This is a genomic window from Pseudomonas sp. S32 (assembly GCF_016648095.1).
Lineage (GTDB): Bacteria > Pseudomonadota > Gammaproteobacteria > Pseudomonadales > Pseudomonadaceae > Aquipseudomonas > Aquipseudomonas parafulva.
Genome location: NZ_JACVVF010000032.1, coordinates 1 through 23,528, shown reverse-complemented (window position 1 = coordinate 23,528; position 23,528 = coordinate 1). Strand labels below are relative to the sequence as shown.

The 23,528-nt window shown below is 62.2% G+C and carries 17 protein-coding genes; 7 read left to right on the top strand and 10 right to left on the bottom strand.

Features of this window, described 5'->3' with window-relative positions; translation table 11 throughout:
• The first annotated feature begins 1 nt into the window (after nucleotide 1).
• Together IAE38_RS17085 and IAE38_RS17080 are read left to right on the top strand one after the other, a co-directional pair.
• Nucleotides 2-1,288 (top strand): MFS transporter, encoded by a 1,287-nt coding sequence (locus IAE38_RS17085; RefSeq protein ID WP_201163210.1) that lies wholly within the window; start codon nucleotides 2-4, stop codon nucleotides 1,286-1,288.
• Nucleotides 1,289-1,318: 30 nt separating this feature from the next.
• Nucleotides 1,319-1,648 carry a hypothetical protein gene (locus IAE38_RS17080; RefSeq protein ID WP_201218393.1) on the top strand — a complete coding sequence of 110 codons (330 nt, stop codon included), beginning with the start codon at nucleotides 1,319-1,321 and terminating at the stop codon, nucleotides 1,646-1,648.
• Nucleotides 1,649-1,674: 26 nt separating this feature from the next.
• Here IAE38_RS17080 and IAE38_RS17075 read toward each other — a convergent pair whose 3' ends face one another.
• Nucleotides 1,675-1,959 (bottom strand): DUF6555 family protein, encoded by a 285-nt coding sequence (locus IAE38_RS17075; RefSeq protein ID WP_201218392.1) that lies wholly within the window; start codon nucleotides 1,957-1,959, stop codon nucleotides 1,675-1,677.
• 228 nt (nucleotides 1,960-2,187) lie between these two features.
• On the opposite strand from IAE38_RS17075, the gene IAE38_RS17070 reads away from it, so the two are divergent.
• The gene (locus IAE38_RS17070; RefSeq protein ID WP_236404138.1) at nucleotides 2,188-3,939 is read left to right on the top strand and encodes a glycoside hydrolase family 15 protein; all 1,752 of its coding nucleotides are present in this window, start codon (nucleotides 2,188-2,190) and stop codon (nucleotides 3,937-3,939) included.
• A 41-nt stretch (nucleotides 3,940-3,980) separates the two neighbouring features.
• Here IAE38_RS17070 and IAE38_RS17065 read toward each other — a convergent pair whose 3' ends face one another.
• Entirely contained in the window at nucleotides 3,981-5,090 is a 1,110-nt protein-coding gene (locus IAE38_RS17065; RefSeq protein WP_201218391.1) for a Gfo/Idh/MocA family protein, read from the bottom strand.
• Between the two features lie 58 nt (nucleotides 5,091-5,148).
• Nucleotides 5,149-5,373 (bottom strand): hypothetical protein, encoded by a 225-nt coding sequence (locus IAE38_RS17060; protein ID WP_201163213.1) that lies wholly within the window; start codon nucleotides 5,371-5,373, stop codon nucleotides 5,149-5,151.
• Nucleotides 5,374-5,658: 285 nt separating this feature from the next.
• Here IAE38_RS17060 and IAE38_RS17055 point away from each other — a divergent pair, with 285 nt between their 5' ends.
• Together IAE38_RS17055 and IAE38_RS17050 are read left to right on the top strand one after the other, a co-directional pair.
• Nucleotides 5,659-7,209: a sensor histidine kinase gene (locus tag IAE38_RS17055; RefSeq protein ID WP_201218389.1), complete on the top strand. Its 1,551-nt coding sequence runs from the start codon at nucleotides 5,659-5,661 to the stop codon at nucleotides 7,207-7,209.
• 128 nt (nucleotides 7,210-7,337) lie between these two features.
• The gene (locus IAE38_RS17050) at nucleotides 7,338-8,495 is read left to right on the top strand and encodes a mechanosensitive ion channel family protein (RefSeq protein ID WP_201218388.1); all 1,158 of its coding nucleotides are present in this window, start codon (nucleotides 7,338-7,340) and stop codon (nucleotides 8,493-8,495) included.
• A 47-nt stretch (nucleotides 8,496-8,542) separates the two neighbouring features.
• Here IAE38_RS17050 and IAE38_RS17045 read toward each other — a convergent pair whose 3' ends face one another.
• From IAE38_RS17045 to pssA, 4 genes are all read right to left on the bottom strand, one after another.
• Complete coding sequence (locus tag IAE38_RS17045; protein WP_201163216.1) at nucleotides 8,543-8,830, bottom strand: hypothetical protein; 288 nt, start codon at nucleotides 8,828-8,830, stop codon at nucleotides 8,543-8,545.
• Nucleotides 8,831-9,039: 209 nt separating this feature from the next.
• Nucleotides 9,040-10,176, bottom strand: a complete 1,137-nt coding sequence (locus IAE38_RS17040) for a GGDEF domain-containing protein (RefSeq protein ID WP_236404130.1) — start codon at nucleotides 10,174-10,176, stop codon at nucleotides 9,040-9,042.
• A gap of 126 nt (nucleotides 10,177-10,302) precedes the next feature.
• Complete coding sequence (locus tag IAE38_RS17035; RefSeq protein WP_201218386.1) at nucleotides 10,303-12,849, bottom strand: bifunctional diguanylate cyclase/phosphodiesterase; 2,547 nt, start codon at nucleotides 12,847-12,849, stop codon at nucleotides 10,303-10,305.
• 102 nt (nucleotides 12,850-12,951) lie between these two features.
• Entirely contained in the window at nucleotides 12,952-14,280 is a 1,329-nt protein-coding gene (pssA, locus tag IAE38_RS17030) for a CDP-diacylglycerol--serine O-phosphatidyltransferase (RefSeq protein WP_201218385.1), read from the bottom strand.
• Between the two features lie 195 nt (nucleotides 14,281-14,475).
• Between pssA and IAE38_RS17025 the strand changes: the two genes are divergently transcribed.
• Nucleotides 14,476-16,668: a TonB-dependent siderophore receptor gene (locus tag IAE38_RS17025; protein WP_201163220.1), complete on the top strand. Its 2,193-nt coding sequence runs from the start codon at nucleotides 14,476-14,478 to the stop codon at nucleotides 16,666-16,668.
• A gap of 36 nt (nucleotides 16,669-16,704) precedes the next feature.
• On the opposite strand, the gene katG is transcribed toward IAE38_RS17025, so the two are convergent.
• Entirely contained in the window at nucleotides 16,705-18,963 is a 2,259-nt protein-coding gene (gene katG / locus IAE38_RS17020) for a catalase/peroxidase HPI (RefSeq protein WP_201218384.1), read from the bottom strand.
• A gap of 110 nt (nucleotides 18,964-19,073) precedes the next feature.
• On the bottom strand, nucleotides 19,074-19,952 hold the full coding sequence (locus IAE38_RS17015; RefSeq protein ID WP_201218383.1) for a DMT family transporter: 879 nt from the start codon (nucleotides 19,950-19,952) through the stop codon (nucleotides 19,074-19,076).
• A gap of 246 nt (nucleotides 19,953-20,198) precedes the next feature.
• Between IAE38_RS17015 and IAE38_RS17010 the strand changes: the two genes are divergently transcribed.
• Entirely contained in the window at nucleotides 20,199-21,023 is an 825-nt protein-coding gene (locus tag IAE38_RS17010) for an aldo/keto reductase (protein ID WP_201218382.1), read from the top strand.
• A 14-nt stretch (nucleotides 21,024-21,037) separates the two neighbouring features.
• Here IAE38_RS17010 and IAE38_RS17005 read toward each other — a convergent pair whose 3' ends face one another.
• Nucleotides 21,038-23,149, bottom strand: coding sequence for a putative bifunctional diguanylate cyclase/phosphodiesterase (locus IAE38_RS17005; protein WP_201163224.1), 2,112 nt, complete (start codon nucleotides 23,147-23,149; stop codon nucleotides 21,038-21,040).
• Nucleotides 23,150-23,528: the final 379 nt, after the last annotated feature.

The window sequence follows — 23,528 nt, the reverse complement described above, 5'->3', positions numbered from 1 at the left end:
TATGCCTGCTTCCCCTCCCGCCCGGTCCAAAGCCGCGGCGGTTTTACGTGTCACATCTGGTAACTTCCTCGAACAATTTGACTTCTTCCTGTTCGGTTTCTACGCCACCCAAATCGCCTCAGCTTTCTTCCCAGCCTCCAGCGAATTTGCCTCGCTGATGATGACCTTCGCCGTGTTTGGCGCCGGTTTCCTCATGCGTCCATTGGGGGCAGTGATTCTGGGTGCTTACATCGACGATGTTGGCCGCCGCAAAGGTCTCATCGTCACGCTGTCCATCATGGCCAGTGGCACGTTGCTTATCGTCCTGGTCCCTGGCTTCGCCACGATAGGCTATTGGGCACCCGCGCTTGTGCTGCTTGGCCGCTTGTTGCAAGGCTTCTCCGCCGGTGCTGAATTGGGCGGTGTGTCGGTCTATCTAGCTGAAATGGCTACACCGGGTCGCAAAGGGTTCTACACCAGCTGGCAATCCGGCAGCCAACAGGTCGCCATCGTGGTCGCTGCTGCGTTGGGTTACGGACTGAACCAAAGTCTGGCGCCGACCGAGATCAGCGAGTGGGGCTGGCGAATTCCATTTGCCGTTGCCTGCCTAATCATCCCGTTCATCTTTTTCTTGCGCCGTAACCTGCAAGAAACCGAAGCGTTCGAGAAGCGTCAGCATCGCCCGACCATGAAGCAGGTGATCGCCACCCTCGGCCGCAACTCATCGCTGGTCGTCGCGGGCATGCTGATGGTCGCCATGACCACCAGTACCTTTTACCTGATCACCGTGTACGCTCCTACCTTTGGTAAGACTGTACTGAACCTGAGCACCACCGACGCGTTGCTGGTGACGCTTCTGGTAGGCGTGTCCAACTTTATCTGGTTACCAATCGGTGGCACGCTCAGCGACCGCTTCGGTCGTAAACCGATGCTGATTGCCATGACCGTGCTCACCTTGTTCACCGCCTACCCGGCAATGTCTTACCTTGCCCAGGCGGCAAGCTTCGCGCACATGCTTGAGGTACTGCTGTGGTTCTCGTTCCTCTATGCGATGTACAACGGTGCAATGATCCCGGCGCTCACGGAAATCATGCCTGCCGAAGTGAAGGTAGCGGGCTTCTCCCTGGCCTACAGCTTGGCTACGGCCCTGTTCGGCGGGTTCACGCCGGCCATGTCGACCTGGTTGATCCATGAAACCGGTGACAAGGCTGCGCCTGCTTACTGGGTCGCGTTCGCTGCACTGTGTGCGCTGTGCTCGACGGTGGTGTTGTATCGCCGAATGGCAAGGAAGGGCCGGGCTCCGATTTGAACCATTATGAGCCCTGAGGCGCCAAGGCCCGTGTCACTGGAAGAGCCGAGAATCCGCGCGTTGGTGGAGCGTCGCAACCGCGAAATCGTCGCCGGCCAAGCTGCCAGTTACGGGGTCGGCGCCGAAATCGATTACCAGTTGCTGGCCCCGGTGCTGGTCAACAGCGAAGCCGATACCGAACGCTTGCGCACCGTGGTCGAGGCGGTACTGGGCGCTGAAAACGTGTCTTCCAACATCTTTCACCCATGCGCTGGCAACCTCTGCCCCGCGCCCACCATCTGGGCCCACCCTCTGGGCCCGCATGGCAAAGCGCTACGAACCCTCCGACGCACCGTGGGAATCGATCAAGTTACGCGGTGAGCGCGCGTAACCCGCACCTACAATCCTCATTTGCTAACAGCAAACTTTTTCATGTCCACCGCAGGCGCCACGAATTCAGGGCCTGTGCCAGACAACCGCCATTTCACATTGGCCAAGCCATACCGCTCAGCCATCGGGCGGCTGACTTTCTTGATGGTGTGCTGCCCAAACCGGGGAATGATCCCGACTCCGGCATCGCAACTCGCCCAATGCCAAGCTTCGCTATTATCCATGCGCTCAAGGCGAATGATGAACGTGCGGAAGTCCCCGTGAAGCTCATACTCGATCACATACAGTTGCTGCCCTGCCATTGGACTCTTCTCCATCAAACCCAGCCTAATGGAGCGAACAGCCGAGCAAAAGATTCCATTTATTTTGACTCATTGGTCATGCCTGTGGCTTTGCGTCTGAAGCCTAGAACTCTTCGCACAACCATCCAGTCCCAGCACTACGACTGACGTTGGAGCTTGCCTGTGGACGACGATACGAAAAGCCTGACGCAACAAGGGGAACCCCAGCGCGATGCCGGGGGCTGGCTTTTGCTGGAACACTACGCAGCACTTGGCGACGGGCGCTCAGTGGCCCTGGTCGGCCTGGACGGCTCCATCGATTGGTGGTGCGTGCCGCACATGGACTCACCGCCCTTGTTCGACAGGTTGCTGGCGCCGACCACCGGGGGCCACTTTGCCATTACCCCAAGCCAGCCCTATGTGGCTGAGCGGCGCTACCGGCCGGGCAGTAATGTGCTGGAAACCGACTACATCACCAGCAGCGGCAGGGCCAGGCTGACTGAGTCGCTTAACAGCGGCCCGGCCGGGCGGCTGCCCTGGGCGGAACTGGCCAGGCGAATCGAAGGTATCGAAGGCTCGGTGGCATTCCACGTGGCCATCGATTTCGGCACCCAGGCCGATACTGTCAGCCCCTATCTTTCGCCCAACGATAATGGCTGCGTATTCCATGCCGGGCACATTCTGGGCATGTTCCTGCACGATGACCGGGTGGATGTACAGCGCAAGGATGACCTCGGCGTGCGAGGCACCGTGGAGATCACGGCTGGCCAGCGGACGGTGCTCGGCCTTATCGCCGGTTACGACGAGCCGCTGGTGGTGCCTGCGCTGAGTCTGGTGGATGCCCGCATCGATGGCTCTGACCGGGAGTGGCGGCAATGGTCCCAGGGCCTGGATTACCAGGGCCCCTACGAAGCGGTAGTGGTACGCAATGCGCTGGCGCTGAAACTGCTGCTGTCATCGCCCAGTGGGTCGATCATGGCGGCGGCGACCACATCGCTGCCAGAGCGTATCGGCGGCTTCAAGAACTACGATTATCGCTTCGCCTGGATACGGGACGCCGGTTACACCATCGAGGCGTTCCTGGGCATTGGTGCCCAGCCTGAAGCCAAGGCTGCCTATACCTGGTTGCTGCGTCGGCTGGACGAGCATGGCGCACGTGTCTTTTACACTCTCGACGGGCACGTCGGTGACGGCATCCACCCCATAGACCTACCCGGTTACAAGCAATCGCCGCCTGTAGTGGGCAATGACGCACACAATCAACTGCAACACGGCGTGTTTGGCGACATTTTCGAGACCACCAGCTGCTTTATTCAATGCGGCAATATCCTCGACAACGTCAGCGCAGCGCTGCTGGCGCGCCTGGCCGACGACTGTGCAGACTGTTGGCGCCAGCCCGATTCCGGTATCTGGGAGCTGCATGAGGTACGGCACTACACCTTGTCCAAGATCAGTTGCTGGCAGGCCCTTAGCCGCGCCATCGAGCTGGCCGACGGCGGGCATCTGCCCACCACCTGCCGGGAACGCTGGGTACGCGAGCGGGGTCGCATCCAGGAGTGGGTAGAAAGCCATTGCTGGAGCGAGCGGCTGCAGGCTTATGTGTTTTACCCCGGCAGTGAACGCCTTGACGCAGGCATTGCGCTAGCCGTGCGTTTTGGCTACCCGCAGCGAGAGCGCCTGCGCAGCACCCTGCATGCGGTACAGCAGTCTCTGGGCACTGGCCCCTTCCACTATCGCTACAGCGGGGCCAGTGACGAGGAAGGCTGCTTCCTCGCCTGCTCGTTCTGGTTGGTGGAAGCCTGGGTGCTGCTTGGCCATGAGACTGAAGCGCAAAAGGCCTTTCACGCGGCACTGGAGGGCCTCGGCCACGGCGCAGGCATCTACTCGGAAATGGTAGACCCCGACTCGGGCAACTACCTGGGTAACCTGCCACAAGGGCTGACACATCTGGCGGCACTGCGCGCAGCCCTGGCGCTGAGCGGTCGACGCCCACCCTGCTGAAAACCCCGCCTGCGCGCCAAACGTGGCGCGCAGGCGGCTGATTATTCGGTGGGCGATTCGGTATCCACCATCGGCGGCACTTCGGCGAGCGGGAAGGCCCTGTGCTGTTCGCGGCGGCGAGCGTGCTGGCGGGCCGGCAGGGGTTCGAGCTGCTGCGGCTGCCCCGTCTGCAATGCCCGTTCGATGGCCGCGATCACGCGCACGTCGCGCAGCCCCTCTACCCCGTCCGACTCCGGCGCCTGGTCGCGCAGTATACAGTCGGAGAAGTAGGCGGTTTCACCTGCAAACTGGTCCACGACCGGGTTCACATGCACGCGGGTTTCGCCGTCGATTGTCGCCCGGTAGCTGATCGCCACCCCCTCGCCGTAGCCGAAGCACGGTGAGGCCTCGATTTCCCCTTTGCTGCCCAGCAACTGGAAACGCTCGGTGTCTGGCAGCGTGTAGCTCACCGTGAACTGTGCCAGACGCTCGTCCGGAAAGCGCAGGCTAACGGTGACGGTGTCCCAGGTGTTCACAGCGCTACCCGGTGACTGCACACCGATTGCCGCCACCTCGATGGGCTCGGCGTTGAACAGCTGGCGCACCATGTTCAGCGGGTAAGGGCCCATATCTGGCACTGGCCCTGCGGCAAAGCCATTCTGGGCACGGTGGTTACTGGGTTTGACCCGCTGCGTGAAAATCGAGGTAAACAGCCTGGGGTCGCCGAAATCGCCTTTGTGCACACGTTCGATCATGTCCAAGGTGCCGGGCTCGCAGTGCAGCCGGTAAGCGACCATCAGCTTGGCGCCTGTGCGCGCTGAGGCATCGATCATCGCCTGGCAGTCTGCTTCGCTGGTACCCATGGGTTTCTCCAGCAGTACGTGGATGCCCGCCTCAAGAGCCGGGATCACGAACTCACGGTGGCGGAAGTTCGGCGTTGCGATATAGAGGGCGTCGACTTCGCCGGCCGCCAGCAGTGCCGGATACTCCTCGTAGGCATAGGTACGCAGCCCATACCGTTCGCCGAGTTGCCGGGCTTTTTCGGGGTCACCCGTCACCAGCGCGGTGATCACCGAGTTATCGGTCTGGCCGACCCCCGGCATGAATGCACCCTGGGAAATAGAGCCGCCGGCAACCACGCCGTAGCGAATCTTTTTGGGTGTATCAGGCATGACAGTCCTCCTCGTTATTGCGATCAGGTGGGTTGCGTACTGCAGACCAATCGCCCGCCTAGCGGCCCACCTTTTTTTCCACATCCTGCAACCGGCGCTCGATGGCCTCGGTTTGCGCTTCCTGTTCCTTGATCGAGGTTGGGGTGATCACTTTGTCGACCACCTCGGTATCGGGGTCGGGGCGCTGGAGTATCGGGTCTGGGACCTGTTCACCTTGTTGCGCCTCTTCAGAGGACAGTGGACGCGGTACCTTGTCGCCAACATGGGGGTGGTTGTCTTTCATCAGGCATCTCCAGAGTGAAGGGTGTCTTTCAGAAGAGCGCAGAGAACCGCGATAGTTTTATCTTTCTGAACAGTTGGTTTTGTTGAACAGGCACAACGCTGGGCGGCTACCTGGCGCATTCAGTCGGCTTTGCCCCAAGCAGCGCTGTTACTTTTGCCGCCATGCGTGTAAATTCCCGCATGATTTGGCCACTGCGCTGTGGCCCAGGCAATGTGGCTGTGCACTACCCCTCCATGCCAAGAACTGTTGTCTATCTCCCCACCTGCCTTATGCCGGATGCACCCCATGCCCGAATTGTCGACTGACGAAATCATTCGTGCCGCCTTGCAGATCTCCCACACACGCTTACGCAAACAGCATGAACTGGTGGTCGGTTTTGGTGTGCAGTCGCTGAAGCTGACAGACCTTGATCAGCTTCTGGACCAGGCCTGTGAAATAGCCGCGAAAGGGATGGATACGCTGTTCGCAAAGGTATTGCGGCCGGTGCCTGGCGAACCGCTGTTGGTGCTGGCCAATGGTGTAGGCTGGAAGGCCGCAGACATTGGTACTGCAACGGTAGGGGCCGACGAAGCCAGCCCGGCGGGTTACGCGTTCGCTACCAACCGCCCCGTCATCTCGAACCACCTGGGCGAGGAGCTGCGGTTCAGAACCCCCTCATTGCTCAGGGAGTATGGGATTGAACGTGCCATTAATGTTCCCGTCCGAGGAGTGACGGGCACGTTCGGCATCCTGGAGGCAGACAGCCGCGATGGCGACGATTTCATCGAAAGTGACGTCGTTTTCCTGGAAGGCCTGGCCAATATCATTTCCATGGCCATCGAGCGCCTTGCTGTTCAGTTCGAATCAAAAACCTCCCCGGCCTACTCAGAGAGCGTCCTCAATGCCAGCCCGGACTGCGTCAAGATCCTCTCAAGGGACGGCAGGGTGGAGTTTTTCAATGCAGCGGGCTTGTGCCGCATGCAGATTGACAGCCTGGACACCGTGTCAGGCCAGCCTTGGGTAAACCTGTGGCCGGAAGGCTCCAGGCCTGTGGTGGATAATGCACTCGCACGGGTTGCCGCGGGTGAGTCTGTACGGTTCGAATCCTTCTGCCCAACCGCCAAGGGCGAACCAAGGTGGTGGGACGTGACAGCGGCCCCCATTCTCGACCCACAAGGCCACATCGACAAGATCATTGCCGTTTCCAGGGACATCACGGAACGCCACGAGCAGGAAGCCCGGCTAGAGGCTTTGATCGACGCGCAGAACGTAAAGCTGACTGAAAAGGGTTTACACCTGGAGGAAATCCACCATCGGGTTAAAAACAGCCTGCACCTGGTTAACACCCTGTTGATTTTGCAGGCCAACCTTTCGAACGAAGAAGCCGTCCAGTCCCAGTTGCAAATCGCAGCCAACCGTGTACTCACCATCGCAACCGTCCACGAACGCCTCTATCAGAATGCCTATTGCGAGGGCGTCAGCGCGTCGGAGTACTTGAGCGGGCTGGTTGGGGATATCGGCAAGGCGTTTGCAGAGCGCAAGATCGAACTGCAGATCGAGACGTTCCAACTGTCCTCAGAACGGATGGCGCCGTTGGGGCTGGTAGTTTCGGAACTGGTTACCAACGCGCTGAAGTATGGCCGAGGCCTCATTACGGTCAACGTCACCCGCGATGGCAAAGATGCTGCAATCGTGGTCACCGATGAGGGTGACGGTTTTCCCGATTCCTACCCAAAACCCAGTGGAACGGGGTTGGGCATGCGGCTGGTGAAGAGCTATTCGGGCTATGGCGCGCAAGCTATCCGTATTGATGCTTCAGCCCCGTTCAGCACGATACGGGTGCGCTTCAAGCTCTAGCCCCGTCCCTCGGTTTTCGACAATTCGATCGAACCCATCGCACCGAATTCTGACCAAGCACTGCGAGGCATGTATTTCGCGCTGCACGCGAAGCCGTCGAAACCACAGTAGGAGGAGGCAAGCCTTTCATGAGCGATCGCATCATCACACTGTTCACCGACACCACGCTGTTCGGTATCTCCATACTCAATTTGCTACTGGCGGTCACGGTCGCCGTACTCACCTTCCTGGTATCCCGGGCGGCAATCAGTTTTCTACTGCGCCGGGTCCAGCGCTGGTCGGAGCACTCCGGGGCGCTGAGTCACGTTGTGGCGAGGGTGCTGTCGGGGACCAGCAATTCCTTGCTGTTCCTCGCTTCACTGCTGGTAGGCCTGAGCATGCTGGACCTGCCTGAACGGTGGCTTAGCCGGGTGGGCAGCCTGTGGTTCGTGGTAGCGGCCCTGCAGATCGGCTTGTGGGTGAACCGCGCCATCAGCCTGGGGCTGGACCGCTACTTCCTGCACAACGGCGCCGACGGCACCAGCCAGGGCAGTGCACTGGCGACACTGTCGGCCTGGGGCGCGCGCGTGCTGCTGTGGTCGGTGGTGCTGCTGGCCATGCTGTCCAACCTGGGGGTGAACATCACCGCGTTCGTTGCCAGCCTGGGGGTGGGCGGTATTGCCGTTGCGCTGGCCGTGCAGAACATTCTGGGCGACCTGTTCGCCTCACTGTCGATTGCCGTGGACAAGCCCTTCGAAGTGGGGGATTTCATCGTCATTGGCCCGTTGGCGGGCACTGTAGAGCATGTAGGGCTGAAAACCACCCGCATCCGCAGCCTGGGCGGTGAACAGATCGTCATGGCCAATGCCAACATGATTGGCAGCACCATCCAGAACTACAAGCGCTTGCAGGAACGGCGCATCGTGTTCGAATTTGGGCTGTCGTACGACACCCCGACCGAGGCGGTCAAACAGGCGCCCGCCATTGTCGAAGAGGCGATCAAGGCTCAGCAACAGGTGCGCTTCGACCGTGCTCATTTGCGCGGGTTCGGCAAGGAAGCGTTGGAATTCGAGTGTGTGTATATCGTCAAGGACCCGGGCTACAACCTGTACATGGACATCCAGCAGGCCATCAACTTTCAACTGCTGGAAAAGTTCTCCAGCATCGGCGCCGCATTTGCCGTACCTGTGCGGGCCATCAAGGTAACTGCGCTGCCGCAGGAGGCGACAGGATCTGGCAACGTGCGGGACAGGGAACAGACGTACACAGGGAACAGAGAGCGCGCGGCTTCATTCAACGCAAGGTGACAAGAACGCCGGGGCGGCACTGGCCGCCTCGGCCGCGCACCTCAGTTTCAGCGCTGATCATCCTTCATCTGGCCACCTTGCTGGCCGGCGTGCCCGCCCTGCCGGCCGATTTCCTCGTCATCCATCTCTGCGGTGCCTGCGGCCCCCCCTGCGCCGGTCCCCACTCCACCCTGACGGCCTTGGTCAGAATCGGGTTTGGGGGTCTTCGTGACGTCCGGACCGGGCATCTGCCCGCCTTGATGGCCAGTGTCGGGGCTACGATCACGGTCTTGGTCGGTGCCATGAGTGTCTGCCTTGCCGCCCTGAGTGCCTGGCATGTCTTGATTGTTAGCCATGGTGATACACCTCATATCTGCTACACAGATAAGCCTGTGTACACGTAGGACTGAGCGACGTTGCATTCAGCCGGCTTTTTTCACGCAATCCAGACCAAACGCATGAAGCACTCGCACGCGATATGCCTATGCACCAGCGCCCGTTGCGCTGGCTTAAAGGCCCCAGTTAATCCACGCTCCAATCGCTAAGAACGCAAGAGAGCGCTGGCTCAGGCCTGGACCTGGCGCTCGGCGAACCGAATGCTGTCCCGCCCACCACGCTTGGACTGATACAACGCCACATCGCCCTGCTCGATCAGCGCCGCCAGGCTCACCGGCGCCTGGTCGAACACATTGGCCCCGATACTCAACGTCACCGCCTCTGTTGTAGGGACGGTCACACGCGCGTATTGCTGGAACTGCTCGCGCAGCATTCCCCCCAGCTCCAGCACCCGTTCGTTACTCGCCCCACTCAGCAAAATGACGAACTCATCCCCCCCAAGCCGCGCCGCCAACGAGCGCTCCGGGAGCACCGCACGGATCATCTCACTCAGGGCCACCAGTAACCGGTCCCCTGCGATGTGCCCATGCAGGTCATTGACCAACTTGAAGTTGTCAATATCGATCAACAGCAAAGCCCCAGGCCGCACGGCGCTTACATCCTTGAAAAATGGCCCTGCCCTCACCTCCAGCGCACGCCGATTATAGAGCGCAGTGAGTGGATCACGCGCCGCCAGCCGGGCAATCCGCTCTTCGCGGCGGTAGCGCACCGTACCGGTCATGGACAAGGCAATCAGCATGATCGCCATGGCCCCTTCCACCAGCGAGACCTGGATGATCAGCCCACCGAAGGTGGCCAGGTCTATCAACGTTCCTGGCGCAATGGCGATGATGGCCTTGATCACGTAGAACAAACCATGAATCAGCAGCACATAGCGCAACTGCACAGCCCCTACGCTCAGCGACTGGCCATGGGGTTGCAACAGTGAACTGGCCTTGAGCGTGAGCGACGCCACCAGCAACGAGTTGGCCATCAGCATCACCTTCGACCACTCCGGCCCGGCCGGCAGCATCAGCAACGCGAACCAGATCACCACGATCACCAGCCATGCCCGTGACACGCGGTCTTGGGTAAAGCGCAACACCCCCAGCAAAAACAACCCGTGGGCCACCACCAGCAAGCCGTTGGCGAACCAGATACCAATGAACAACAGGCCGATGCCACGCATCAAGGCGAGGGTGCAGCCAACCGTGATGGTGGCGAAGCCCGCGCTCCAGTACAGCAATGATTGCTCGCGAACGCTGCGCCACTCGATGGCCAGGTAAAGCGCCGCCGCCGCAGCCAGGGCGATGGAAATCGTGAGCATGGTCGGTGGATCAAGCGCCATGAAAGGTGTAGCCCGTGTGAGTGGTCATGAAAGCGGCGATTGTATGCGCTCTGGATGGCTTTTCAGAGGGGGCCACCGGGTTGCACGCAAAGGTTTTTCGCGATTCTAGGCACCTTTCGGGGTGTTGACATGGCTATTTGCTATCAACCGGACGAACGCCTCGTTCTCGATCGGTCGGCTTAACAGAAAACCCTGCACTTCATGGCACTGATCGTCCCGCAACATGGCCAACTGCTCCGGCGTTTCCACCCCTTCGGCCGTGACTGTCATGCCCATTGCGTTACCCAGGTTGATGATTGCCTGCACCACGCTGCGATCGCTGCTGCGCTTGCCCAGCGCCTGGATGAAGCGCTTGTCGATCTTGATGCTGTCGAACGGGTAAGTACGCAAGTAGCCCAAGGATGAATAACCCGTACCAAAGTCATCCATGTTCAGACGTACGCCCAGCTCCTTCAGCGCATTCATGGTGTGCAGGGCGCCTTCCACGTCGTTGAGCATCACGTTCTCGGTGATTTCCAGCTCCAGGCGGTGCGCCGGCAGCCCGGTGCTGCGCAGCGCTTCGGCAACGTCCCGTACCACATCGCTGCGGCTGAACTGGGCGGGCGACATGTTGACCGAAACCAATATGTCCAGCGGCCAGGCTCGGGCCAGACCGCAGGCCTGATACAGTACCCAGTTGCCCAGCAGCACGATCAGGTCCGACTCCTCGGCCAACGGGATGAAGCGGTCCGGCGCTAGCAAGCCAAGGCGCGGGTGGTGCCAGCGCACCAGCGCTTCGGCGGAGGCGACGGTTACCCCATCGACCTTGAAGCGTGGCTGAAAATGCAACCTCAATTCGCCAAGCGGTATGCCTTCGCGCAGTTCCTGTTCCAGCACGCGTTTGTCTAGCAGCGCGGTGTTCATCTGCGGCGAAAAATAGCGCCAGGTGCTCTTGCCCGCCTGCTTGGCACCGTACAGGGCCACGTCGGCGAAGCGAATCAGGTCGCTGGGGGTGCCAGGGTAATCGGCAGACAGCACGACCCCCAGGCTACCTCCGGCCTGTACACTGTGCTGGTCGATCGCCATCGGCCGCCTCAGCGCCTCGATGACGCGGGCGCAGAAGCGGTCCACCTCCTCGCGTGTGCCGGGCCCTGCCAACACCAGGACGAATTTGTCGCCCCCCAGGCGTGCCACCAGATCGGTGGCCCGGGTTACCTGGCCGAGCCGGGCGGCGACTTCGATCAGCACCGCATCCCCTGCCGGGTGGCCCAGGCTGTCGTTGATGGGTTTGAAATTGTCCAGGTCCAGCATCAACACCGCCTGGGAAGCCTTGCCGGCGTCTTCCAGAAAACGGAACAACTTGTTGCGGTTGGGCAGCCCGGTCAGGGGGTCGTGCTGGGACAGATGCTGGATACGGGCGTGGGCCGTGACCTCGTCGGTGATGTCGGTGCAGGTGCCACGAAAGCCCTTGCAGATCTTGTGTTCGATGATAGCTTTGGCGGCTACCCGGCACTCGCGCCGCTGCCCGGCCTGGTCGTGGTACTGGCAACGCAAGCTGCCCGTGGCTTCGCTGGCGCCCAGGCCATGCAGCCAGGTTTCGACATGCCCGGTTTCGCAATCGAACAGCTCGCTGACGGGCTTCTGCAACCAGTGTTCTGCAGGGTGCCCGGTCAATTCGGCAAACCGTGGGGACAAGTAGGTCAGGTGCTGCTGGGCATCGGTTTCCCATATCCAGTCGGAGGCCGCTTCGGCCACGGCCTTGAAGCGCGCCTCACTGGCCTCGAGTGCCTGCTTGGACGCCGCCAGCTGCCGGTGGCTGCGGTCGATGCCGGCGCTGGTGCGCATGGCATATCGGGCAAACAGCGCCATGATCAAGACGATGATCAGCACCGCCACGATCAAGGGGCCAAACACCGCGCGGATCAACGCGCTGCCAGGCTGCTCGATGTGCCAGGTCAGGCTGTGGCCGCTCGCCTCCAGCGGCAGGTGCCCTTTGCCTTTTGGTGGCTGGGCACCAGCAGTGACCGCAAACTCAGCCAGCCCGACAGATTGCCCGAGCTGGCCCAGAACCGCCGGCGCCAGCACCCGAATGAACACCAGCACGGTTTTAGGCGCCGGCAGGTGGTGAGGGAGTGTTGGTGGGCGAATGACTGCGGCGGTGAACAGCGCTGGCTGGCCGGCGAATACCAGGTAACCGGACGCCGGTTGCTGGCGCTGCACGGCCTCCCGGGCCTGCTGTAAGATACGGCCACTGCTGGCGCTGTACTGCTCCAGGCCCTGATCGCTGAGGCGCCCGCGAACAACGGCGTAATGTGTACCGTCGTCATCGAGAACGAATACGCCCTCATAGCCGTCCTCGGTAAACAGCGTTGCGCCGACGTTGTCTTCCTCGAACGCCCAATGGGGGTCTACCGCCACCACAAGGTGGTCGTAGGCCGCTTGCCAGGCCGCGTGGGTCCACAGGTAGCTGCGCTCGCTTTTCTGCAACTGCACCAGCGCAGATTCGGCGTGGAAGCGGCTTTGCACCAGCTCCCGCTCGTCCAGCCCCTGTGCGATGCGGTACAGCGACACCATGCCCAGCACCAGGGCCAGCAACAGCAGGCCGGAAAACGCCAGGATCAGCTGGCGAACCACGTGACTGCGCGGCGAATCATTGCCAAACGTTGCTTCCATTCCGTGAGCGCCTTTAGCCGAGGTCCACAGGGTTGACTCACAGCCCATCACGTTGATCGCAACAACTGACCACCGGCCTGCGCACTACACCCTTGCTGGCCGCTAAAGCACCCGCTTGATCAACGGTTCCAACCGGCTATAGCGTAGCCTGCGCAGCAATTTGCGCACGGGCTTGGGGTGATCGGCCTTGACACCCAGTTCATCTGCCGACCCGATAGCGGGGGCGAACCGGCGCAGTGCGGCCAGTTCCGCCTCCCGTGGCGCCAGCCATTGCTGCTGCGGGTCGTCGATCAGCAGGCCGTTTTCCAGGTCCAGGTTGAAGCCACGCGGGTTCAGGTTGTTGCCGGTCAGCAATGAGTAGCGTTGGTCTACCCACATGCCCTTGGCATGGAAGGTATGGCCGGGGTCGTTCCAGATGCGGATCTGCAACTGCCCACTGGCCAGGCACACGTGCCGGCGGCGGGCGAAGGCCCGCAGGTTGTCTTCATACAGGTAAGGCAACGCACCGCTGGCGCTGAACGGTTCCCCCGGGGCGATGTAGAAATCGTTGGCCGTGCGGTCGCCCACGATCAGCTCCACCTCGACGCCCCGCGCCAGGGCCTGGTCGATTTCCCGCATCACCGCCCTGGGCGGGTTGAAATACGGGGTGCAGATGACAATGCGCTGCTGCGCCACGGCCAGCAACGCACACACCGTACGGTTCAAGGTATTGCCCCGGCCCACGCCAAGCAGCGGAACAACCCGCATGCCCTGCCCCGGGCGACTGGGTACAGCCTCATACACCAGCCGCCGAAGCCGCGCCCGCAGGCGGCGGATGTCGCTGCGCAGGCTGCCTGTGGCGGGCGGCTCGGGCAGGTCCAGACGCGGTGTGGCCACAGGGTGTAGCAGGCGCTGCACCAGGCCGGCCATGGCATCAGCAAGGGCCGGCGACTGGAACACGTGATAACGGTCCAGGCGATAGCGGTCAAAGTGGTGAAGGTAGACGTTATTCAGGCTGGCGCCGGTGTACAGCACACAGTCGTCGATGATGCTGCCCTTGAGGTGCAACACCCCGAACAGCTCACGGGTTTGCACCGGCACGCCGTAAATCGGTACGTCCAGGCCCTGCAACTGGCGCTGGGCCTGATACCAGGCGGCATTGCCGGGTTGCCGCCCAGCACCCAGCAGGCCGCGCCGGGCGCGGAACCAGTCGACCACCACGGTGATGTCCAGCGCTGGCCTGGCGGCCTTGGCCCGGTACAGCGCATCGAGCACTGCCTGCCCCGCCTCGTCCTGCTGCAGGTACAGCGCCACGATGACAATGCGCCGCTCAGCGGCGGCGATACGCGCCAGCAGGCAGTCACGGTAGGCCCTTGCATCGGGCAGCACCTGTATCGCGTCGGGGGTTAGCGCTATGCCGGAAAGGGCATCCAAAAAGGTTTCGGGGTTCACGTGCGGTCATCTTCGCGGCCAACTGTGCCCCCAGCTTGCACAGGAATCGCGTAACGGTCCACCCCGCGTGGGTGAGGCGCAGCTTCAGTAATTCACCCAACTCCAAAATTCTGACCGATTTGGGTACGAGACGCTTGACATGTTAAGTAGCAAATATTCTCATTCGCTCCTTATTTTCCATTTGGTGCATCTTTCATGAACCACCCGGCCTCATCACGTCGTTTTGGCCATGCCCGTAGTCTGCTGGCCGCAGCCATCTGCCTGGCTACTCTTGCACCTGCGCATGCTGCCGACGGCAGCAAGACGGCGGAAAACAAAAAACCCGGTACCCTGGAGCTTGGCGCAACCGAGATCGTGAATACCCAGCTGGGCAGCGTTACTGAGGGCTCGCAGTCTTACACCACCGGCGCCATGGCCACTGCGACCAAGCTGCCGTTGACCCTGCGTGAAACACCTCAGGCCACCACTGTCATTACCCGTCAGCGCATGGATGACCAGGGCATGACCAGCATCAACGATGTAGTGAAAAACACGCCGGGCCTGTTCCTCGATTTCTCCAGTGGCCCCGGCAGGCAAACCTACTCGGCCCGCGGCTTCGACATCGACAACCTGATGTATGACGGTATCCCCAGCGGTTACAGCGGCTGGACCGTCGGTTCGCAACCCAACCTGGCGATGTTCGACCGCGTGGAGATCGTGCGAGGCGCCACCGGCCTGGTGACCGGGGCCGGCAACCCCTCTGCGGCCATCAACCTTGTGCGCAAACGCCCCCTGGCAGAACAGAAACTCACCCTCACCGGCGCCGCCGGCAGCTGGGACGACTACCGCGGCGAACTGGATGCCTCCAGCCCGCTGAACGACAGCGGCACGCTGCGTGGCAGGGTAGTGGCCTCGTACCGTGACAATGGCAGCTTCGTGGACGATGTCGACGAGGACCACGGCCTGTTCTACGCCGTGACCGAGGCCGACCTGAGCGAGGACACCACCCTCACCCTCGGCTTCTCGCACCAGAAGGACAAGACCAACTATTTCTGGGGTGCCTCCATGGTTGGCCTGGATGGCCATCACCTGAACCTGCCACGCTCCTACAACCCTGGCACATCCTGGGAAGACAAGGACCAGAACATCGACACCGTGTTTGCAGAACTGCGCCAGCGCCTGGCCAATGACTGGCAGTTGCAGGTCAACGCCAACTACAGCGACCAGCAGGCCACCTTTTCCGGGTCATACCTGTCGCGCTGGGCTGAGGACCTGAGCCTGGCGCGAACGGTTTATCAGTCCAGGCATGACCAGAAGCAGGCCGGGGTGGACGCATTCGTGAGTGGCCCATTCGACGCATTTGGCCGTACGCACGAATTGGTGGTGGGCGCCAGCCGACGGGTCGCCGACCTCAAGGAAAAAAACTATGCGCCGTATGACATGTACTGGCCGCTGGAGGCTGGCAAGCCTGATTTTCAACGCTCTGGCAGCAGCCGGGCAGTCACCACCCAGGACGGCGTCTACCTGACCACTCGCCTGAGCCTAGCCGACCCGCTGAAACTGATCCTGGGCGGCCGGCTGGACTGGTACGACTACGACAGCAAGGACGATTCGGCAGCCGATTACAAGGTCACCCGCAATGTGACCCGCTACGGCGGCCTGATCTACGAACTGGACGATCACCACTCGGTCTATGTCAGCTACAGCGATATCTTCAACCCGCAAAGCTACCAGGACACCGCTGGCAGCATCCTCAAGCCGGTGGTGGGCAAGAACTATGAAATCGGGCTGAAAGGCGAATACTTCGATGGTGCGTTGAACGCGAGCGTGGCGGTGTTCCGGGTAGACCAGGAGAACCGCGGCGTTCAGGTCACCGGGGCGGGCCTGGCAGGCTGCGCGGACCCCAACAACTGCTATGTGGCTTCCGGTGAAATCCGTAGCCAGGGTGTCGATTTCGAACTGCAGGGTGCACTGCTGCCCAATTGGCAGGTGGGCGCCGGTTATACCTATGCCCGTACGCACTACGTGAAAGACTCGTCCAACCCGCAGAACGAAAACCAGCGCTTCGACACCGACATGCCTGAACACCTGTTCAAGGTTTCCACAACCTACAGGTTCCAGGGCCCGTTGGAGAAGCTGCGCGTCGGGGGCAACGTCTACTGGCAGAGCCGCATGTACAACGACTTCACGACGGCGACCGGGGCGAGCTACCGCCTGCAGCAAGGCAGCTACGCTACCACCGACCTGATGGCAGGGTACAAGGTCAACGAGCATCTGGACCTGCAGCTCAACGCCAACAATATTTTCGACCGCACCTATTACTCGGCGATTTCGAGTTCGGTGTATTACGGCGGGGATGTGTACGGCGCGCCACGCAACCTGATGCTGACGGGGAAATACAGCTTCTGATGCTGCTGGGGCCGCTTTGCGGCCCCAACACCTCAGCTACCGCAGGTCAAACCGGTCCAGTTCCATCACCTTCTCCCACGCTGCAACAAAGTCCCGAACGAATTTGTCCTGCGCGTCGCTACTGCCATACACCTCGCTCAACGCCCGCAACTGAGCATGGGAGCCAAACACCAGATCGACCCGGCTGGCCGTCCACCTCACCTGCCCGGTGCTGCGGTCGCGGCCCTCGAAGGCCTCGTTGTCCGCTGAGGTTGGCTTCCACTCCACCCCCATGTCCAGCAGGTTGCGGAAGAAATCATTGCTCAACACACCGACCTTGTCGGTGAACACCCCTTGGGTACTGCCAGCGTGGTTGGCACCCAGCACCCGCAAACCGCCTACCAGCACAGTCAGTTCCGGCGCTGTAAGCGTCAACAGTTGTGCCCTGTCCAGCAGCAGCTTCTCGGCCTTGACGCTGTAGCGGGCCTTGAGAAAGTTGCGCAAGCCATCAGCCACCGGCTCCAGCACGGCGAACGATTCCACATCTGTCTGCGCCTGCGAAGCATCAGCGCGCCCGGGGCGGAAGGCCACGGTCACACTGTGGCCAGCGTCAGCCGCCGCCTTCTCCACCGCTGCTACGCCCGCCAGCACGATCAGGTCTGCCATCGACACCTGCTTGGCGCCGGCATTGAATTCAGCCCGCACCGTTTCCAGCGCTGCCAGCACCTTGTCGGTGCCCTGGTTCACTGGCCAGTCTTTCTGGGGAGCCAAGCGCAAGCGCCCGCCGTTGGCGCCACCACGCTTGTCCGAACCGCGGAACGTAGAGGCCGCCGCCCAGGCAGTCGCCACCAGGTCCCCCACCGCCAGGCCGCTGGCCAGTATCCGGGTTTTCAACGCAGCGATGTCCTGCGCATCGATCAGCGGGTAGTCCACCTTGGGGATGGGGTCTTGCCAGAGCAGCTCTTCGGCAGGCATTTCCGGGCCCAGGTAACGCGCCAGCGGCCCCATGTCCCGGTGGATCAGCTTGTACCAGGCGCGGGCGAAAGCGTCCGCCAGCTGGTCAGGGTTGTCCTTGAAGCGCCGGGCGATAGGCTCGTACACGGGGTCGAAGCGCAGGGCCAGGTCCGAGGTGAGCATCATCGGCGCGTGGCGCTTCGCCGGGTCGTGGGCGTCGGGCACAGTGCCGGCGCCCTTGCCATCTTTCGGCCGCCACTGGTGCGCGCCTGCCGGGCTCTTGGTCAGTTCCCAGTCGAAGGCGAACAGGTTGGTGAGGTACTCGTTGCTCCACTTGGTCGGGGTAGACGTCCACGTCACCTCCAGGCCGCTGGTGATGGTATCGCCGCCCTTGCCGGTGCCGAACGTACTGGCCCAACCGAAGCCTTGCTGCTCCAGGCCCGCAGCTTCGGGCTCGGCCCCGACGTTGTCGGCTGGGCCGGCGCCATGGGTCTTGCCGAAAGCATGGCCGCCTGCGATCAGTGCCACGGTTTCTTCATCGTTCATGGCCATGCGGCCAAACGTTTCACGGATATCACGGCCTGAGGCGACCGGGTCGGGGTTGCCCTCGGGGCCTTCCGGGTTGACGTAGATAAGCCCCATCTGGACGGCGGCCAGGGGGTTTTCAAGGTTGCGCTCACCCCCCAGGTCGCGGCTCTGTTCTTCGCCGTGCTTGGCCGGCTCGGCCACCAGGTCGCCCTCCCCGGGAGGTTGGGCCTTGGCCTGTTCCTTGCCGTAGCGGGTGTCGCCGCCCAGCCAGACCTTTTCCGAGCCCCAGTACACATCTTCGTCTGGCTCCCACACGTCCGCACGGCCACCGGAAAACCCGAAGGTCTTGAAGCCCATCGATTCGAGGGCGACGTTGCCGGTGAGTACGATCAGGTCGGCCCAGGAGATCTTGTTGCCGTATTTTTGCTTGATTGGCCACAGCAGGCGCCGGGCCTTGTCCAGGCTGACGTTGTCGGGCCAGCTGTTGAGCGGCGCAAAGCGCTGCTGGCCAGAGCCCGCACCCCCGCGGCCATCGCCGGTGCGGTAGGTACCGGCGCTGTGCCAGGCCATGCGGATGAACAGCGGTCCGTAGTGGCCGAAGTCGGCCGGCCACCAGTCCTGCGAGTCGGTCATCAGCGCTGTCAGGTCGGCCTTCAGCGCCTGGAAATCCAGGCTCTTGAATGCCTTGGCATAATCGAAATCAGCGCCCATGGGGTCAGACAGGGAGGCGTGTTGGTGAAGTATTCTCAGGTTCAGCTGGTCCGGCCACCAATCACGGTTGGTGGTGCCGCCACCGGCGGTTTGATGGAACGGGCATTTCGGTTCGTTCGACATCTGCGGATACCTTCAGGTCGGTTGTCCAGATTCCCACCCGAAAGCCTAGCCGAGGCCGTGCAGAGGTCTAATAGAATGGCTATTGCGGGGCAATAGCCTGACGCTCTCGACTACTTGCTCCGCTGCATCCAGGCCGCCCCCAGGCCGCTGAAACAGATGACCATGATGCCCACCAGGCTAAGGGTGTCGGGTACCTGGCTGTAGAACAGCACCCCAAGCAGGCCGGCGAACACGATCTGGCAGTAGCTGAAGGGCGCCAGCAGCGCCGGCGCTGCGAACCGGAACGCCTGGGTCAGCAGCAGGTGGGCGGTCATCCCGAAGCCGCCCAGGGCCAGCATCAGCAGCGCATGGTCCCAACGCGGTGTTTCCCAGAAGAACGGCACCAGGGCACTCATTGCCAGTGTATTGCACAGCCCCGCGTAGAAGTTGCTGGTGGTGGGGCTGTCGTGCGCCGCCAGAATGCGCGTGAGCAACTGGTAGAAGCAAAAGCCCAACGCTGAACCGAACGGGAACAGGATGGCCGGGGTAAACATGGCCCCGCCCGGGTGCACCACCACCAGTACGCCGATGAAGCCCAACACCACGGCCACCCACTGCCCTACCGTTACCCGCTCCTTGAGCAGGGGAGCCGACAATGCGGTGACCAGCACCGGGGCGAGGAAGTTGACCGCCGTGGCCTCGGCCAATGGCAGGTACTGCAAGCCAGTGGTGAACAGCAGGCTGGTACTGAGCAGGCTGAGGGCGCGCAGGGTCTGCAGCACCGGGCGGCGCGTACGCAGCACATTGAGGCCCGACTTGGGCAGGAAGATGCCGGCCATCAACAGGGTGTGCACCACATAGCGGGCCCACACCACCATGACGATCGGATAAAGGCCGCCGAGAAACTTGGACAGTGCGTCGTGACTGGCAAACAGGAACGTGGCCCCGACCACCAGCGCGATGCCACGCAGGGGTTGGTTGACGCCGGACAGCGGGGTGCTGGAACTCATGGCTCTCTCGATGGGGGCGCCACACCAGGCGGCGCCGTTTGAATGCCGCGCGGGCAATGCCGTGCGGGGGCAGCACTGGGATTCTAGAAGAGATGCGCGACGAGAAGGAAGTTCAATTGCCGCCAGGGCCGGCCCAGGTCAATTTGTGTGCGTTAATCGACCACTTTGCCGCCTGCCGGCGTGGCCCGTGGCCTGCCTATCGCTCACCATCGGGCAGGCACCCAGTGTTCATACAAGGATTCTTCAATGCACACGCTCACCACCAACAACGGGCTGGCCCTGCCGGCAGTCGGCCTGGGGACCTGGCCGATGACAGGCACCGCCTCCACCCAGGCGGTTGTTCAAGCGCTGGAGTTGGGCTACCGGCACATCGACACCGCGACCGCTTACGAAAACGAGGCAGATGTGGGCGCGGCACTGCGCACCAGCAACGTGCCGCGCGAGCAGATCCACCTGACCACCAAGGTGTGGTGGGACAGCCTGTCGCCCAAGGCCATGCGCCAGTCGCTCGAAGCCAGCTTGCGAGCGCTGGGCACCGAGCACGTGGACCTGTTCCACATCCACTGGCCGGGCAAGGACTGGGACCTGGCGCGCAGCATCGAAACCCTGGTAGCGCTGCGCGAAGAGGGCAAGGCGCGCCACATCGGGGTAGCCAATTTCCCTCTGGGCCTGCTACGCCAGGTGATCGAGACGTTGGGTGCGCCGCTTTCGGCCATCCAGGTGGAATACCACGTTTTGCTCGGCCAGCAGGCGCTGCTGGACTACGCCCGCAGCAACGACTTGCTGCTCACCGCCTATACCCCGCTGGCCCGCGGCCAGGCGGCAGCAGAACCGGCCATCCAGGCTATCGCCCGCAAGCACGGGGTGCTGCCCAGCCAGGTGGCGCTGAAGTGGCTGCTGGACCAGGACGGGGTGGCGGTGATTCCAAAGGCCAGCAGCCGTGAAAACCAGCTGGCCAACCTGGGCTCACTTCAGGTGCAGCTCGATGACGAAGACCGGGCGGCAATCGCCGCACTGCCCAAGGACCAACGCGTGGTCAGCCCAGCGTTCGCGCCGGACTGGAACAGCTAACGGCACGCTGGCGCTCAGGCGGGTTGCGGCGAGCCCGCCACGTCAATGTGCTTCAAACGCTCGCTGGCAGGCACGGGCCGGCCATACAGGTAGCCCTGCAAGTGCGAACAGCCCTCGGCCGCCAGCCGCTTGCGCTGCTCTTCCGACTCGACGCCTTCGGCTGTGGTCTTGATCATCAGGCTGTTGGACAGCCCAGTGATGGCGCGGATGATCGACATGGCCTCGGGGCTGTCGCACATGTCATGCACGAACGACTTGTCGATCTTGATCCGATCAAACGGAAACGACCGCAGGTAACCCAGCGACGAGTACCCCGTGCCGAAGTCGTCCAGCGAAATGGACACGCCCAGGTCTTTCAGCGCCCGCAGTACACGCACGTTCTCGTCGCTGTTGCCCAGCAGCACCGACTCGGTAATCTCCAGCTCCAGGCGCTGCGCGGGCAGGCCTGAGTCCGCCAGCGCCAACGCCACAGTGTGCACCAGGTTGGCGTTCTTGAACTGCACGGGCGACAGGTTCACCGATACCGTCTGCTCGCTGTCCCAGCGCACTGCTTCCTGGCAGGCCAGGTTCAGCGCCCGTGTGCCCAGCTCATGGATCAGCCCGGTTTCTTCGGCAATGGGTATGAAGTCCATTGGCATCACCATGCCGCGCGTTGGGTGCAACCAGCGCAGCAATGCCTCGTAGCCTGTCACGCTGCTGGTCAGCTGATCTACCACGGGTTGGTAGTGCAGCTGCAACTGGCCCAGGTGCAAGGCCGTGCGCAGGTCGGTTTCCACCAGGCGGCGCTGGCGCGCCGCGACATCCAGCTGCACGGCGAAACACTCGTAGCGGTTACGCCCGTTGCGCTTGGCCTCGTACAGCGCCATGTCGGCATAGCCGAGCAACTGGTCGGCGTGCTGGTGATCATCTGGCGCGATGGCAACGCCGATGCTCACCCCCACACTGAACTGGTGCCCTTCGATCTGAAACGGCGGCGTGATCGCATTGATCAGGCGCCGGGCAGTATTGTGAGCGGCCTCACGGCTATCCAAGCCGGTGAGCACGATGGCGAACTCATCACCCCCCAGGCGCGCCAGGGTGTCGCGCTCGCGCAACTCTCGGCGCAGGCGCTTGCTCAAGACCCGCAGCAGTTTGTCGCCAAAGGCATGGCCCAGCGAGTCGTTGATGTTCTTGAAGTGGTCCAGATCCAGGCACAGGGCAGCCGTCAGCTTACCCGCCTCGGCACCGCGCAGCAGTGCCTGGCCCAGCCGTTGGCTGAACAGGGTGCGGTTGGGCAGCCCGGTCAGCGCATCATGATGAGCCATATGGTGAATCTGGGCATGGGCTGCCAGCTGCTCGGTGGCGTCTTCGGCCACGAACAGCACGTAGTCGGCCTGCCCTTCCCGGTTCTGACTAAGCAGGGTACGGCTGCGCAACATGCGTGGGCCACAGGCGGTGTCAACCCGGGTCTCGGCCGCATGCCCTTTGGTGCTGCGGGCACCACGTGCCAGCTGTTGCTGTACATAGGCCGCAGCACCAGGTGCCAGGCAGTCTGCTGGCAACTGCCCAACCATGGGCTGTTGCGGCCCGGCGAACAGGCGCAGGGCCTGTTGGTTGGCCAGCAGAATGCGCTGGCTCTCCAGCCCCAGCACCATGACACTGGCGGGGATATTGGCGATGACCGAGTCAAGAAACTGCGAGAGCCTGGCCATCTCTTGGCTGTATTGCTCGGCCAGCTCCTTGGCCTGCAGCAACGCCTGCTCTTGCTGGTAGCGCTCGGTAATGTCGCGGGTGACCTTGGCAAACCCGACGAGGTTGCCTTCATCGTCATACACCGCGTCGATGACCACATGCGCCCGGAAGGCGCTGCCGTCCTTGCGCAGGCGCAGCCCGGTTTCTTCGAAACGCCCGGTGCTGCGGGCCTGCGCCAGGTTATGCGTGGGTGCGCCGGCACTGCGTTCGGCTTCGGTGTAGAACACTGAGTAATGCTGGCCGACGATCTCATCGGCGCTATACCCTTTGGCGCGCTGCGCGCCGGGGTTCCAATTGGCGACCAGGCCCTCGGGTGTGAGCATGTAGATGGCGTAGTCGACCACGCTCTGGATCAGCAGCCGGTACATGGCGTCGGGGCTTGCGGCTAGCGGCATGGGTTTTTACCTGGGCCTGGGGAGGGCGAGCGTTGACTGGCGGCTGGGGCCGGCCTTTGATCAATGATGGCATTATGCCGTTAATGAAGGTTTTGTGAAGGGTGGTGGCCATTTGGCCTGCCCAGCGGCGGGTTGCGTTGAGTGGCGGTGGGGGCCTGACCGTGTCAATCATTTCCCCGTACACGTGTCCACCCTGTGTCCGGTCCGTATAGCCACGACAAAAAGTTTTCCGCCTTGAACGCTGAGTTGTGAACTTATTCAGTGTAGGCGCGGACACCGCGCAACTATTCATTCGCGCAAGTTGCGCTTAGTCACCTTTCCGCCCTTACGGCGGGTTACTTTGGTCTTGGCCAAAGTAACCAAAGCCGCCCGCTCCCGT

Excerpts from the sequence above, each read along its gene's own strand:
- IAE38_RS17085 (WP_201163210.1), top strand. The coding sequence starts at position 2 with ATGCCTGCTTCCCCTCCCGCCCGGTCCAAAGCCGCGGCGGTTTTACGT.
- IAE38_RS17075 (WP_201218392.1), bottom strand. The coding sequence starts at position 1,959 with ATGGCAGGGCAGCAACTGTATGTGATCGAGTATGAGCTTCACGGGGAC.
- IAE38_RS17065 (WP_201218391.1), bottom strand. The coding sequence starts at position 5,090 with ATGCCTGATACACCCAAAAAGATTCGCTACGGCGTGGTTGCCGGCGGC.
- IAE38_RS17060 (WP_201163213.1), bottom strand. The coding sequence starts at position 5,373 with ATGAAAGACAACCACCCCCATGTTGGCGACAAGGTACCGCGTCCACTG.
- IAE38_RS17055 (WP_201218389.1), top strand. The coding sequence starts at position 5,659 with ATGCCCGAATTGTCGACTGACGAAATCATTCGTGCCGCCTTGCAGATC.
- IAE38_RS17050 (WP_201218388.1), top strand. The coding sequence starts at position 7,338 with ATGAGCGATCGCATCATCACACTGTTCACCGACACCACGCTGTTCGGT.
- IAE38_RS17045 (WP_201163216.1), bottom strand. The coding sequence starts at position 8,830 with ATGGCTAACAATCAAGACATGCCAGGCACTCAGGGCGGCAAGGCAGAC.
- IAE38_RS17040 (WP_236404130.1), bottom strand. The coding sequence starts at position 10,176 with ATGCTCACGATTTCCATCGCCCTGGCTGCGGCGGCGGCGCTTTACCTG.
- IAE38_RS17035 (WP_201218386.1), bottom strand. The coding sequence starts at position 12,849 with ATGGAAGCAACGTTTGGCAATGATTCGCCGCGCAGTCACGTGGTTCGC.
- IAE38_RS17025 (WP_201163220.1), top strand. The coding sequence starts at position 14,476 with ATGAACCACCCGGCCTCATCACGTCGTTTTGGCCATGCCCGTAGTCTG.
- katG (WP_201218384.1), bottom strand. The coding sequence starts at position 18,963 with ATGTCGAACGAACCGAAATGCCCGTTCCATCAAACCGCCGGTGGCGGC.
- IAE38_RS17015 (WP_201218383.1), bottom strand. The coding sequence starts at position 19,952 with ATGAGTTCCAGCACCCCGCTGTCCGGCGTCAACCAACCCCTGCGTGGC.
- IAE38_RS17010 (WP_201218382.1), top strand. The coding sequence starts at position 20,199 with ATGCACACGCTCACCACCAACAACGGGCTGGCCCTGCCGGCAGTCGGC.
- IAE38_RS17005 (WP_201163224.1), bottom strand. The coding sequence starts at position 23,149 with ATGCCGCTAGCCGCAAGCCCCGACGCCATGTACCGGCTGCTGATCCAG.